We start from the raw sequence: 14,581 nt of genomic DNA on the forward strand, positions 1-14,581 counted from the left end.
ATGTTTAAATGAAGATGACCTATTACCGCATATTATTTGTGGGCTGTTTATGCTGTCTGCCGGTAGTGTCTGGTCACACAAAACAAGGGCATGCACAAGAAACAACTAGCACTGAAATGGGGTACCACATTTATGCCATTTTACCAGAAAATCAACAAAATCCAGACAATTCATTTTTTGATTTACGAATGACACCTGGGCAGGAGCAGACCATTGAAGTTGCTATTGTCAACGTCTCGTCGCAAGAGCAGACTTTTACGCTAGAAATCAACCAAGCTTATACCAATGAACAAGGCTTTATCGATTATTCTGACAAACAACGAACGCAAGAAACAAACAAAGAATTAACGATTGACCAAATTGCTACGTATAAGAAAACCGTGATGATACAAAAACAACATACTGAAAAAGTTCCCATTACACTGAAAATGCCAAAGGAAGCCTATTCTGGTGAACTATTGGCAGGAATTAAAGTCAGTAAGCTGGAAAATCAGATGAATCAAGAGGGGATTACTAATACATATAGCTATCTTTTGGGACTGCGATTGACAGAAAATGACCAAATTGTGCAACGAAAGATTGGGTTGAAAAAAATTGAACCGACGATTGCTTTTGGTAAAGCGAGTATTGCGATTGATTTAATAAATCCCGTACGGGAAGCCTATGGTCACTTGACCTATCATGTTGAAGTCCGAGAGGCTGAAACAGGAAAGCTAATCAACCAAAAAGACTATACCGAGTTACAACTAGCACCCGTTTCGACCTACCATTTTTCTATCGATTGGGACGATGAGCATTTAGTAGCTGGTAACTATAAATTAAAACTAATAATCACAGACAAAAAAGAGAATAGCTGGACCTACCATAGAAAATTTTCTATCAGTCCCAATTCAGCTGAACAAGTTAATACAATGGTTGCTGAAAATAAACAATTTCCTTATATAAGACTTCTATTAGGTGCAATTTTACTAGTACTCACTGTCTTAAGTGTTTTTCTTATAAAAAAAAAGTGGCTAGTTGTTAATCAGAATAGGAAAAACTTATGAAGAATAGAAGTGGTATTTTACAAATCAGCGAAAAAATAAAACAGAGAAGAAAGTAGTATCAAACTGGAGTGCGATAACGAGGACATTTTTATACCAGTTAAAAAAAGACAGAGTATCGTATTTAAACGGTTTAGTGATTAGTATGAACAGTCTAGATGAACGACAAATACGGAAGTCAGAAAGAAATGATTGGAGATAATAATGGACATTAGAACAGAAGAGAATAGAAAGTGGTGGGCATTTATTAATAAAGTCCTACTCATTCTTGGGGGATGGAGCCTATATTTGGTTGTATTTGCGCAGTGCTACAAAGAAATCGTTTTTTACCTCGATAAACAAGCAAATGGACTGATTCAATTTCTTTTCTTATTGACCTATTCAGGATATGAAATCCTGTGGCTTACTATAGGGTATGTCATCATGCTGCTGGGAAGTATGTTGCTACTTTTATGGAATCCTCGAACACGGAAACTTAAGCAAATGCTATCAAAACAAGAAATAGTTCTTAGTATTTTACTCATCTTGGTTGCGCTAGTTCCTATAGGTACACGTATGTGGTCGTTTTTCCTAATGGCTTTTGTATTCGCGTTTATGCTTGGATTCATCGTTTGCATACTTTTTAGACAGGAAGAAAACTTTGCAATCGCTGAAAATGAGGATGAGGCAGTTAGCAATTATTGTGGAACGGAAAAAAGAAATTAATTAGCTAGGAGAATTGTCATAATGAAAATAAGAAAACTGTTTTATGTGTTGGCATTTTTTATTGTAGTAAGCATATATCACTCAGGAGAAGTGTTTGCTGCCGATGAAAAAGAACATTTAGGTTACACGGTATCAATGGTTCAACCAAAAACACAAATCGATCCAAAACGAAGTTATTTCTACATTCAAACCAGACCAAATGAGCCGCAAAATATTGAAGTTCGTATTAAAAGTACGAAAAAAGAAGCAGTAAAAATTAAAATTTTTAGTCAAAATGCGATTACCGGAAATAATGGAACGATTGACTATACCGAAGAACTAGCAGATAAAGATGCCAGCTTAACTTCACCGATAACAGAAATGGTAAAAGTAGAGACACCAGAAGTCACCGTAGAAAATTTTGAAGAGAAAACAGTAAAAATAACAATCATGCCACCAAAAGAATCGTATAAAGGCGTAAAGATGGGGGCACTCGTCTTTGCACTGGATCAAGGCCAAGAAGCTAAAAATGGTGTGGCTACTGAATTTTCATATCGGATTGGCTTGATTACCTCAGAGTCGGGAGATGAATTTACTAATGGAGAAACATTGAACCTGACAGAAGCAAAAGCATCTATTAAACGAGGCAAAAAAATGGTGTTGGCTACATTACAAAATCCTGAGCCAAAAACCGTTGAAGGATTAACCGTCTCCGCAGAGTTAACTAAAAAAAACAGTGAAAAAGTCATCAAGAAAAAAAATGTCAAAAATTACGCTATGGCACCAAATAGTCATGTTGATTTTGAAATAGATTGGGGAACGAATACCTTGCCCTCGGGAAAGTACATGATTACATTAGCTATTCATAGTGACTACCAAGAATGGTATTTACAGAAAGAATTCACAATTACTAATCAACAAGCAAAAACGATTAATAAAGAGAGTGCCTTCAAGATCATTACGCCCAAGTGGGGGCAATTAACGGCTATTGCCTTACTATTTTTCACCCTTATAAACAGCTGCTGGTTAATGGCGAGAAGAAGAAAATGGGAAATGGAGTGGGAAAAACTACGTCGGGCAAAGAAAAGGGAACGATTAAATAAAAAGAACCATAAAGCTAAAAGTCAGAGGTGAGTACTGTGAAAAAAATAATCGGGGGTTGTGCGGTACTTCTGTTCTTACTTTGGCTGGTCCCGCCATATCAGGTAGTAGCAGAGGGAATAAATCGGACAGATGCAGCAATCAGCTTTGAAGAAACACAAAAGGAAAATAAAGGGAAATTGCCGTCTACCTATGTACCAAAAGTAAATACATCAACATCCAGGGGACAATTGCCTTTTACGGGAGAACTAGTGCAGTCTTTCATTTTTCTATTGGCAATTATTGAAGGGCTGATAGTTTGTCTTTGTATTTTTAGCTTTAAGAAAATTTACCATTCAAAGAAAGGAGGAGAGGCCGAATGAACTTTTTATGGGTATACATTTTGTGTGGGATAGGAGTTGCCTCTATTGTTTTTTTTCTTTTGACATTTTCTAGAGATGTATTTTTGATCAAACGGTTAAAAAAAAACAAACAGTTCTTATTACTGAACTTTTCATTTCTCATCTTTACATTTATTAGTGTGACGCTAGTTATTTATTTATTAGTGTTATTAAAGGATCAGATTCAATTACTTGGCTAACGAGAAACTAAATTTACACTATTAACTGCTATCAATTTATTCACTTATAAGAAAGGTGATAAAATTTTGAAAAAATTGTTTGTTTTAACATTAGTATCTGCAACCGCTTTGGGGTTTGCAACAATTCCGGCAAGTGCCGCTGAGGTCGATAAAGACACCTCTGATTTAGGTATCCAATTTGATACGGATGGTCCTGTAAAACCGGGACCTGGTCCATACAAAGATAATTTGGCATTGGTGTGGACACCATCCAAGTTTGATTTTGGGAAGCAAAAAGCAGTTGGAAATTCTTCTACTTATAATAATACAGTACAAGGAGATCAATTCATTGTCGTCAATGATGACCGCGCAGGGGAAACAAATGAACAAGGAGTAACAACAACGTCTAGCTGGAAAGTCACAGCAACACTGTCAAAACTTGTATCTACAGATAGTTCAACAACAGAACTGCCTGCTAAATTGACCTTTGGATTAGATGCACCACAAGCTTACACTATTGGGGAAGTAGATACGGAGACAAATGACTTTGCCCCAAACCCAATTGAAGGGAATTTAAGTGCACTTATCGATCCAAACAACATTGTGGTTGGTCAAAATGTAGCTCTAGAAGCAGGAAATACATCTGCTGTTGAAGTGTTAGGGAAAACCAAGACAGATTCAATGAAGGACGGTTTCGCAACAAAATTAACAGATACAAAGTTAGTTGTTACGTCAAGTACTGGCGCAGAGGGTAAGAGATTTAAAGGTGCCGTAACATGGAGCCTAGATAACACATATTAATCAACAGCTTAATTATAGTAAATAACAAAGATTGATGTGAATAAATTGATAGCAGTTAGTAGTGTAAATTCAGTTTTGAATGTAAGTATTTTATCAAAAAGTATGGAGGAAATTCTAATGTACAATATAGGCTATATAGACTTATCTGGAACTAACTCAGATCAGTACATAAATGTTTTGTCTAAAGAGTGTAAGTTGACACATTATGACGCATCAGTTTTTGAAGAATGTCCCGTAGACATAGATGGCTTTTTAATATTAGATGGAGATGGTGAATCATTTTTTCAAATTAGTGATTACATTTTAAAAATCAGAAGACAATCCAAATCATTTATTTGGATTGTCTCGCAACGATTAGATAACATTGCAAAAGTTGTATTTTTAAAAATGGGAGCAGATGATAATTTCTGTAAGGAACAAACAATTGAAGAATTCCACTTGAAAATTTTGAATTCATTGAAAAGAAAACAAGGAACACTTGAGAAAAATAAGCTTGAGATGAAGGGGATTTCTACAAAAGTTAAACGCAACCACAAATCAATAGACCTCAATGATCGCAAGTTAACTTTGACAATCAATGACCAAGATATTGAATTAACGAATATTGAATTTAAAATAATGGCTATCCTGATAGAAAAACGAAAACAAGTAGTAACGTATGAAGAGTTGTTTGAAGGAGTTTGGGGACAGAATTATTCTGGTGTTAACTACAGAATTGCCAATATAATTTTTCATATTAGAGAAAAAATAGAAAAAAGTGGGCTGAACATGATTTGCATAAAAACAATCCGCTCAAAAGGCTATCTGCTGACGTAATAATCCTTTATATTGTTAGCGTGTTCTAAGTAAGAAAGTATACGCAAAAGAGAATCTACCAATAAAATCTATCAACAAAAATCAAGAGTACAAGAAGTTGACTAAGCGAAAGAAGAAAAACATAAAAAATAAGCGTGTCAAATTACAAAAAAGGAGTTAGAGAGAAGTGAGAAAATTTCAATATATATCTAGGTTTATTCTGGTAGTTATACTAGTTAGTCAGATGATTTTTTCGCCGCAGGTAGTACAGGCTTTAGATAGGGCCGTTTTTGTTGAAGAGCTTGACCTAGCTAGCGAAAAAAATATGGATGTGACAACGACAAGAAAAAAAAGCGCAGAAGAACCCTTTGGACAAAAAATCAATAGTGAGAGTAACAAAGAAGAATTAAAAACCAATCAAGAATACAAAGTAGAACTAAGCGGTCCGGCAAACTTATCAGTAAGTTCAAACGGTACATATGAGATAATGGTAAAATCTATGGCAACGCCTCAAAATACGTTAGATGATGTTGTATTAAATGTTTATATACCTGAAGGATATGAATATGACGAGGTTGTTCAAAATAGTTATATTATGGAGAGTAATTACGATTCAGATCAAAGGCTTTTAACAATTAAATTGAATAACTTAGCTCAAGCGGTCGTTAATTTTAGCTTCACAGTCACACATGTTGATGATGCAGCTAAATATCCAAATATAGAGAAAACATTTTTTGTCAAAGGAACAAGTACTCCTTTGGGCAATACGCCTTCAGATGAAACTATCACAAAAATCATAGGTGACATTGACTATAAAGTTAATAAATCCTATAGCGTGCCGCCAGCTAGTAACAATCGAACGGTTACTTATGCTTTCAATATTGTCTCTGAAGGGGAGCCTTTAAATCAATTCATTACAAAGTCACAAAAAATTACTGATAAACTACCTATTGGTGTAGAAATAATTAGTACAAATGATTCATCTGGTATTTGGGAAATATCTGGTGATAGTTCTACAGGTATCGAAGCAGTGTGGTCCCGAAATGCTGATTATGGTCCAAACTCAACTTTATTAGGCGATCAGCCTTCGATAACTGTGAACTATCCTAAAGAAAATTTTCCGGATTACACGAAACCGCCTACTAATACTGCTGAACTATCATTAATAGATAAGGATAATCAAAATTATGATGGCAAACCAGGAAATGTTCAAAGTTTAGGATTTTTACCTACATCTGGAAGCACTCTGGGCATAGAAAAAAAAGCTTCAGACGGGAGTGGTAACTCACCATGGTATTCTGGAACATGGTCGAGAAAATTTGGTATATCAGGTAGCTATGGTACTAATACTGTGGATAAAATAAAAGAACTCACAATTACCGATTCTGCATATGAATACAGTAACCAAGAATTTTGGAATCATGTAAATCTGTATCTTCTAAATGTTAGCTTTAATTCAGTACTGCAGGTAGAGGATTTACCTTATACTGTTGAATATCAAACAACTGAAAATGATACATGGCATGTCGGGGCATCAGGAACAACAGCAAATAATACACAGTTTGCTTTTGCGACTATAGGAAGTATAAATTGGCAAAATGCTGCTTACAAAATATTTTTACCTAAAGATGAAATTATTGCGGGATTTCGTGTGAAAGTGGGAGACAAAAATGGAGAGGCGAAAATTCCACCTACAAGTCAAATCGATGTTGATACTTTTTTAATTCCAATCTATAAAGATTTTAAAACTAAAATAGGCGACGGAGAAAAAGACTATCAAAATACTGCAGCTATTTCTGGTGTTGATGAAGATGGACGAGACATTAATCCAGCAACAGCTGTTTTCGAAAAAAAAATAAAGGATAGTGTACCAATCGCTACAACAGTTAAAGCGCCGAGTAGTTTTAAAACGGGTGATTCAGTGTACTATACTGCCTATATAAATAATCTAAGTCCAACCGATAGTTATAATGAAGGGCGTATGAAAGTTGTATTGCCTACAGGAGTGTTTTTGGATACTACAAAAACAATTGAGCGAGTTTCAGCATATTTACCAGCGCCATATCTTGACATAGAAATACCCAAGATTGGTAAAGGAGTATCCGTAACAACTGATTTTATAGGTGGTCAGAATGAAACAGAACCTGTGCAACAAGTTGTTTGTTTCAATTTTAATCCACCACTTCCTTTAACTAGAGGAGCTGGGCTAGCTTCTGACAGATGGGCAGAGGGGTTTGGGTATACTATTCCAGTTACCATAACTAATAGTGCATATAAGGCAAATAAAACTGGAGCGAAAGTTGAGTCATGGGCGTACATTGAAGACCCACTTTATGACCAAGTTCCAAATGCTAATTTTAGAACATATATTACCGATGATAGTAATGATTTTGATTTGAATCGTGATAAGATAGCGTATAGTTCAGCGAATTCTCAAGTGCAGTCCAGTGGTGGTCTTTTACTTACGAAGCTGAGTAAAGCTGATTCTGATCTGGAATATCAGATAGATAGTCAGCTTGAAGTTGGAGAACAGGGTAGTTGGAAATTGTTGATTGAAAATACATTAGCGGGAACTGTGACTGACTTGAAATTATTTGATAAACTACCTCAAGCTGAATTCGAAACAAAATTAGCCGGCCCAATAATTTCGAGTAATACGAATGTTAAGATTGAATACTCGAGTAACGCAAGTGATTATGATACTGGTGATTGGACAAACAATTGGAAGGATGCAACGGCTTTTAGGATCTCTCTTGATCAATTAGAAATTGATTCTTCTCTAAAAATCATAGTACCAACAAAAATTCCATCAAGTGCCAGAGCAAATCAAAAAATAAAGAATAGCTTTTCTACTAGTTTGAGCTTCAACAATAAAAATATTTCTTTTGTATCAAATGAGGCGAGTATGGCTGTCAAAAACTTTCCAGGTAAGATTTTATTAGAAAAAATAGATAAAGACACTAAAAATACTTTACAAGGCGCTGTTTTTGAACTCCAAAATAAAAACGGTGAAATAGTGCAAAGCAACTTAATGACTAACGAATCAGGGGAGCTAGTGGTTAATGGTCTTGCTCCTGGTGACTATCAATTTATAGAGCAAAAAGCACCTGTTGGCTATGAATTGGATCAAACGCCATTAACATTTACGATTGAAAAAGGACAAACAGTAGCGTCTAAGATTTCTGCAGTAAACAAGAGAACAAAAGGGAGTATTTTACTGGAAAAAGTGGATGAAGATACGAAACAGCCATTGTCAGGAGCAGTTTTTGAATTGCAAGACGAAAATCATCAAGTAATAGAAAAAAATATGATCACTGATCAGACAGGAAGACTTGTGATAAATGATTTATCTCCAGGTATCTATTATGTTGTAGAAACGAGTGCTCCTAAAGGGTATACGTTAAATAATGAACCAATTAGGTTTGAGGTGAATGATAAAACTCATCCAGAACAGGTCATTACAATTACAAACAAAGCAAAAAATTATGCTTTGAGAGTGATAAAAAAAGATAAACAAGATGATGCAGTTCTTAGCGGAGCGGTCTTCAACGTATATGATAGTAAAGGGACACTCATTCAAAAAAACTTGAAAACTGATAAAAATGGTGTATTTACTCTGGAAAACTTGAAGGAAGGTCAATATCAATTAAAAGAAATTACTCCTCCTAAAGGTTATCAAATTGATACAAAACCAATTGATTTTACTATAAGAGAAGGGAATAGGACTGTCAGTATCAATGTTTATAATAGCCGTTTGGAGAGTGCTGACGCTGTCCAAAATCAATCAACAAGTTCAACTCAATTGCCGGAAACTGGAGAACAAAAGTCGTTTTGTTTAATTTTTATGGAATTAACTATCATTTTACTAGGAGGAACAGTGATGATTAGAAAGAATAGCAAGAAAAATAAACTATAAGGTAATTTCTTGTATATGAAAAATTTTCGATAAAAGCTTTATCGGCAAGGGAATAAATATGCTCATGTCAGAAATTTGACGTATTAGAATCAAGGGTTTTATTTATTGGATTGCAAATATTGAAATAAGCTTTGCTTTTCTAATCTAAATAAATCAGAAAACCTGACAGACAGTTGTCAGGTTTTTTTCTGTACAATAGAAACAAGTCGTTAGAAACATCGGACATTTTCAAGTATACTTATAAACATACTTAAAAATAGTGAAGGTTTGTCTAAAGATAAATAGCATTTGTATGCAAGAAAAAATGAGGTGAGTAAATGATTGATTTTCAACACGTATCCAAAAAATATAATGGACAATCCGTCTTAGAAGACTTTGACATTTCAATTGAAGATGGGGAATTTTTTGTATTAGTCGGACCAAGTGGTAGCGGGAAAACCACGACCTTAAAAATGATCAATCGCTTGATCGAACCGACCGATGGGGATATTTATTTTAACGATCAAAGACTGATTGAGTACAATTTAAAAGAACTAAGATTAACAATTGGCTATGTGCTTCAACAAATCGCACTATTTCCCAATCTGACTGTCGCTGAAAACATCGAGTTGATTCCAGAAATGAAACATTGGAGCAAAGCCAAAAGACGGGAAAGAACGGAAGAATTACTAAGAAAAGTTAGTTTACCGCCAGAAGAATACCTCCATCGAAAACCAGCTGAATTATCTGGAGGCGAACAACAACGGATCGGAATCTTACGAGCGATTGCAGCCAAACCAGATATTATTTTAATGGACGAACCGTTTAGTGCCTTAGATCCGATTTCAAGAGGGCAATTACAATTGTTGATCAAAGAGCTGCATAAGGAATTAGCCAGCACCGTTGTTTTTGTGACCCATGATATGAATGAGGCTCTACTATTAGGCGATCGAATTTGTGTGATGAAAGACGGTAAAATCGTTCAAACAGATACGCCAGAAGCCATCAAAAGTCATCCGACCAATGAATTTGTAGCGCAGTTCTTTCAACATGAGCATACCAATTTGGAGAATTATTGTGCAGAAGATTTAGTAACCGCTGGATTTGTAGAGGATGGACAAGTTGAGAGTGATACCACTGTGACTGTAGAAACAGATTTACCAACGGTGATTCGCTTACTGGTAGAAGGAAAAACTGTTGTATTAGTCGATGAAGATGGTCCAATCGGTGAAATCACAGATCGAACGATTCTACGCTTTTTAGAGACAAAGATAGAAGGTGATCAATAATATGGGAAAACTGATTGAAACATTCATTGCCCGTAAAGAAGACTTTATTCAAGCGGTCGTCGAACATATCCAACTATCGTTATTATCATTATTGATTGCGATTCTTATCGCAATTCCGTTAGCAATTCTACTGACGAATTACAAAAAAGTCGCTGAATTTGTTCTGCAAATTACAGGGATTTTCCAAACGATTCCGTCACTCGCTTTATTAGGGTTATTGATTCCAGTTATTGGGATTGGCAGTCCGCCAGCTATTGTGGCGTTAGTGATTTATGCCCTATTTCCGATTTTACAAAATACCTATACAGGCTTGACTGAAATCGATCCTTCGTTGGAAGAAGCAGCCGAAGCGTTTGGGATGAATAAACGGGAAAAACTAATCAAGTTTGAGTTGCAGTTAGCGTTACCTTATATCATTTCAGGGATTCGCACAGCCACCGTTATGATCATTGGAACAGCAACACTAGCGGCTTTGATTGGTGCAGGAGGTCTCGGAACATTCATTTTACTTGGAATCGACCGAAACAATGTGTACCTGATCTTGATTGGGGCAATTTCTTCCGCTGTTTTAGCAGTCTTGTTTAACTTTGGAATCCATTTATTGGAGAAAGCCACAGTGAAACGAATTGTAGCTGCATTTATGGTGTTACTTGCTTTATTAGTGGGTTCATTTGTCTATACTCATCAAGAAGCAGAGCAAAAAGAAATCACGGTTGCAGGAAAATTAGGTGCAGAACCGGATATCCTGATCAATATGTATAAAGAATTAATTGAAGCAAATAGCGATATCCACGTAAACTTAAAATCAAACTTTGGGAAAACCAGTTTCCTATTTAATGCACTAAAATCTGGTGAAATCGATGTCTACCCTGAATTTACAGGAACGGTTCTTGAAACATTTTTGAAGGATAATAAAAACACATCGAATGATCCAAGAGAAGTGTACGAATACGCGCGAGATCAAATCAAGAAACAAGAAAATATGGATTATCTCGAACCAATGCGTTATCAAAACACCTATGCGGTGGCAGTCAAACGATCATTTGCAGAAGAAAATGGGCTGAAAACAATTGAAGACTTGAAAAAAGTCGAAAGTCAGTTAAAAGCTGGTTTTACACTAGAATTTATCGATCGTGAAGATGGGTATAAAGGATTGCAAAAGTTGTATAACTTGAATTTAGATGTGAAGTCGATGGAACCATCGTTACGCTACCAAGCAATCAATAATGGGGATGTGAATGTAGTAGATGCCTATTCGACTGATAGTGAATTGAAGCAATATGATTTGGTGATTTTAAAAGATAATAAACAGCTATTTCCACCGTATCAAGGTGCGCCATTGCTGAAAGCTGAAACGCTTGAGAAATATCCGGAATTAAAAGAATTATTGCAGCCTTTAGTTGGTAAAATCACGGAAGAAGAAATGAGTGAGATGAATTATCAAGTCAATGTGGAGCAAAAAGATCCGGCGACCGTTGCACATGATTATTTGGTGGATCATGGGATGTTGGAAAAATAATGGTTGATTGATGAAAAGGCACAACATAAGAGAGCTATCTATCTCTTATGTTGTGTTTTTTGTACTTTATAAGGTATAATAAAGGAGAAAGCAATCGCACTTAAGTGCGATTGCAAAAAAAAAGCCAGTGCGGAAACACTGACTCTTTAGTTGAGTTTTGACTAAAGCTCGAAAGTGTATAATATCGCCACTATCTTACTTTGGTCGGGCAGATAGTGGTCTTTTTTTACTCAAAAATAGAAGTGATAAAGAGTTTGATCCCTTCGACAATATAGTAAGCCACAAGCGTGACAACTATTTTTGAAGCGATATCTTTTAACAAATCTTTCAAGGACCGCTGTTCCTATGCAATAAAGTAGGACAAAAGCGATAAAGACATATCTTTATGGCATCAACTCCTTTTTCAGAGCTTCAGCCGTTATTCAACTAGTTATAGTATATCAAAAATTGCATTGATAGTGTATTAAATATTTTACAAAATAGTAACGAGCAAATAGTCAGCCGTGGAAAATGTTCATCTGATCGAATGCTACGGATTCTGGTAGATAGCATTCTTTCTTACTATACGCATTATTGACTTAGGCAACTTGATTTATCAGTTCGTGCTGATTGTTTTTGGCTTCAAAATGTCAAGTGACCGCTTAACATCTTGAGGTGTCGGCTGTTTCCTCGTTACTATCGTGGCTACAATGATCTGTCTATAAAAAAGGCTTGCTCCGTCAAAAGTTAGCACAAAATTGGCAGATCATTATAGCAAAGTGAAGTGTGATGAAAGAAGTTAGATTTGTGGTAACTTCCTCGAAACGATTATTAAAATTTCAAAAAATCGTTGCTCCATCGTAAAATAGAACGAAAAAAAACGGTTCCGGACACCTGCCGAAACCGCGCTAAGTACAATTAAGAAGCATTGACCTGTTTTTGTCGTTAAACTCAGAACATCAGAAAAAACACTAGTAATTTCATGAAATATTGAGTAAAATAAAAACAGTCAATGAAAATTGACTAAGGGCAACTTGTACATTCAGGTGTTGTCTGATTGTATAAGGCTCTGTGGGATGACGACCAATCTTCCTGCAGAGTGCCTTTTTATTTTGTCTAGCTGAACGAAGTTCGTTTGGCTAGATTTTTTTTCGTTCTATCTCATTCCATTTTAATTTAAGTGAGGTGGAGAGTCAATGGGGGAATGTAAGTTTGTGTGAAAAAAATTATCTAGAGAATTCATAACTATTTATTTAGAGTGTAATGTATAACTTTTGGTTTGTTTTTGATATAATGATAGATAATAAATATGTTGATACTAAGACAGTAACGTCTAACACATCATATACCGATTACGTAGCAATTTAACAAAGCATAATGAATTGAGTGATATTAGTGATTCTTAAAGTTATCTACATTTTAATTTATTTTTTAATAACAGAATTAATCCCATCTGTAGGAGTAAGCTGGGATTTATCTAATCCAATATTTATGCTCATCCAAAAGGTGTTTTTTGTATTATTAGCAATAGTCTTATTTAAAAATGATCTATGGTTTAGACTGAAAGAAGTGAAACTAAAGCAAACGATTATTCCAATTTGCATTACATTTGTATTTATGTGTTTAACATATCTACTTGTAGTTAAAATCTTAGGTACAGGTGTAGCTATCGGGAAATACAATGTGAGCTCTATGTTAATTTTAGAAGCAGTTCTTATTACACCATTTATTGAAGAGATAGTTTTTCGATATTGCTTTATTAACTCTCATAAAATCTATGTGATGATCATTCAAATGCTACTATCTAGTATTTGGTTTATGTATGGTCATGCGGCAGCTGCGAATTACAATTATATATTATTGATTCCTTACTTTGTATTAGGTGTTCTCTTAAGTTTGGTTTATATAAGAAAACATAATATTTGGTACAGTATTTTGGTACATGCGAGCTATAACTTTGTGATCATCGCACTCTCTGTAATTAGTAACTAGTAAAGTAGTATATGGTACCAGTTATTTAGTTGAGAGTGCGCTACAATAGTCATAAAAAGCTTCAAGATCTTTTTACGTTATAAAGATCTTGAAGCTTTTTTATTTGACTTTATACAACTACAGTAGGAATTTAGTTATTTAGCCACTAAAAAAAATAAGGATATTGTGATGGTTACCATGATAAACAACTCTTAAAATTTATTTTAGTTGTGATTAATTTAGTCAGTATCAATCATAATTACAAATGAAGCTACTATCAAAATATCAGGAAAAAAGGTAGGTAAATCTTTATAATGTTTAAACTATATACAGAAAAAAGCTGATGACTGCTTTACACTTTTCTCATAATAAAGTAATTTTTACCAAAAAGAAATGCAAATTCCCCAAACTTTCGCTATAATAAAGAAAATAACCAAAACAGGAAGTGTAGCTAAACATGAAAAAAGCAGACCGACAACGGTTGATCAAGCAACTGATCACAGAAAATGAAATAGAAACCCAAGACGACCTGATTGCACTTCTTGAACAATCTGGTGTCAAAGCAACCCAAGCAACTGTTTCAAGAGATGTACGGGAAATGAGCATCGTTAAAACGCATGGCTCAGATGGTCGAGTGAAGTATGCTTTATTCTCTCAACAACAAGCATCTAGCAGTGAGGAAAAACTAAAAGCATCTGTGAAAGATTCAGTGATTCGCATGGAACGGGTTCAATTTATGGTAATCGTTCATACCGATATGGGCGCAGCAGATGTCGTCACTAATTTTTTAGATGAAGTCAGTTATGAAGAAATTGCAGGAACGGTCGCAGGAGTGGATACAATCATTATTATTGCTCGTTCGGAAGATGACGCAGTAGCTGTTGTTGAACGTTTTGAAGTGATGATGGATTAAAATAGAACCAATCAAAAAATGAAGGGAGATTT

General features: G+C 35.1%; 12 protein-coding genes. All 12 read left to right on the top strand.

What is annotated here, in order from left to right:
- Positions 1-8: 8 nt before the first annotated feature.
- The 12 genes from ATZ35_RS06825 (at position 9) to argR (ending at position 14,549) form a co-directional block, all read left to right on the top strand.
- On the top strand, positions 9-1,046 hold the full coding sequence (locus ATZ35_RS06825) for a DUF916 domain-containing protein (protein WP_208930086.1): 1,038 nt from the start codon (positions 9-11) through the stop codon (positions 1,044-1,046).
- Between the two features lie 201 nt (positions 1,047-1,247).
- Positions 1,248-1,748 (top strand): hypothetical protein, encoded by a 501-nt coding sequence (locus ATZ35_RS06830; protein ID WP_208930087.1) that lies wholly within the window; start codon positions 1,248-1,250, stop codon positions 1,746-1,748.
- Positions 1,749-1,769: 21 nt separating this feature from the next.
- Complete coding sequence (locus ATZ35_RS06835) at positions 1,770-2,861, top strand: WxLIP family cell surface protein (RefSeq protein ID WP_208930088.1); 1,092 nt, start codon at positions 1,770-1,772, stop codon at positions 2,859-2,861.
- Between the two features lie 5 nt (positions 2,862-2,866).
- Complete coding sequence (locus ATZ35_RS06840; protein ID WP_208930089.1) at positions 2,867-3,190, top strand: hypothetical protein; 324 nt, start codon at positions 2,867-2,869, stop codon at positions 3,188-3,190.
- Positions 3,187-3,408 (top strand): hypothetical protein, encoded by a 222-nt coding sequence (locus ATZ35_RS06845; protein WP_208930090.1) that lies wholly within the window; start codon positions 3,187-3,189, stop codon positions 3,406-3,408. The genes ATZ35_RS06840 and ATZ35_RS06845 overlap by 4 nt, the downstream gene beginning before the upstream one ends.
- Before the next feature lie 66 nt (positions 3,409-3,474).
- On the top strand, positions 3,475-4,188 hold the full coding sequence (locus ATZ35_RS06850) for a WxL domain-containing protein (RefSeq protein WP_208930091.1): 714 nt from the start codon (positions 3,475-3,477) through the stop codon (positions 4,186-4,188).
- Positions 4,189-4,305: 117 nt separating this feature from the next.
- A complete protein-coding gene (locus tag ATZ35_RS06855) occupies positions 4,306-5,004 on the top strand; it encodes a winged helix family transcriptional regulator (RefSeq protein WP_208930092.1) in 699 nt (232 codons plus the stop codon).
- A 166-nt stretch (positions 5,005-5,170) separates the two neighbouring features.
- The gene (locus tag ATZ35_RS06860) at positions 5,171-8,899 is read left to right on the top strand and encodes an MSCRAMM family protein (protein ID WP_208930093.1); all 3,729 of its coding nucleotides are present in this window, start codon (positions 5,171-5,173) and stop codon (positions 8,897-8,899) included.
- 317 nt (positions 8,900-9,216) lie between these two features.
- A complete protein-coding gene (locus ATZ35_RS06865) occupies positions 9,217-10,167 on the top strand; it encodes an ABC transporter ATP-binding protein (protein ID WP_208930094.1) in 951 nt (316 codons plus the stop codon).
- A gap of 1 nt (position 10,168) precedes the next feature.
- Positions 10,169-11,686 carry an ABC transporter permease/substrate-binding protein gene (locus ATZ35_RS06870; protein ID WP_208930095.1) on the top strand — a complete coding sequence of 506 codons (1,518 nt, stop codon included), beginning with the start codon at positions 10,169-10,171 and terminating at the stop codon, positions 11,684-11,686.
- A 1,548-nt stretch (positions 11,687-13,234) separates the two neighbouring features.
- Positions 13,235-13,657, top strand: coding sequence for a CPBP family intramembrane glutamic endopeptidase (locus ATZ35_RS06875; protein ID WP_208930096.1), 423 nt, complete (start codon positions 13,235-13,237; stop codon positions 13,655-13,657).
- Positions 13,658-14,093: 436 nt separating this feature from the next.
- Positions 14,094-14,549 carry an arginine repressor gene (gene argR, locus ATZ35_RS06880; protein WP_208930097.1) on the top strand — a complete coding sequence of 152 codons (456 nt, stop codon included), beginning with the start codon at positions 14,094-14,096 and terminating at the stop codon, positions 14,547-14,549.
- Positions 14,550-14,581 lie beyond the last annotated feature (32 nt).

The sequence above is a fragment of the Enterococcus rotai genome (genome assembly GCF_001465345.1).
Classification (GTDB): Bacteria; Bacillota; Bacilli; order Lactobacillales; family Enterococcaceae; genus Enterococcus_L; species Enterococcus_L rotai.

Coding starts and splice junctions, on each gene's coding strand:
- argR (WP_208930097.1), top strand. CDS start 14,094: ATGAAAAAAGCAGACCGACAACGGTTGATCAAGCAACTGATCACAGAA.
- ATZ35_RS06845 (WP_208930090.1), top strand. CDS start 3,187: ATGAACTTTTTATGGGTATACATTTTGTGTGGGATAGGAGTTGCCTCT.
- ATZ35_RS06870 (WP_208930095.1), top strand. CDS start 10,169: ATGGGAAAACTGATTGAAACATTCATTGCCCGTAAAGAAGACTTTATT.
- ATZ35_RS06835 (WP_208930088.1), top strand. CDS start 1,770: ATGAAAATAAGAAAACTGTTTTATGTGTTGGCATTTTTTATTGTAGTA.
- ATZ35_RS06830 (WP_208930087.1), top strand. CDS start 1,248: ATGGACATTAGAACAGAAGAGAATAGAAAGTGGTGGGCATTTATTAAT.
- ATZ35_RS06855 (WP_208930092.1), top strand. CDS start 4,306: ATGTACAATATAGGCTATATAGACTTATCTGGAACTAACTCAGATCAG.
- ATZ35_RS06825 (WP_208930086.1), top strand. CDS start 9: ATGAAGATGACCTATTACCGCATATTATTTGTGGGCTGTTTATGCTGT.
- ATZ35_RS06865 (WP_208930094.1), top strand. CDS start 9,217: ATGATTGATTTTCAACACGTATCCAAAAAATATAATGGACAATCCGTC.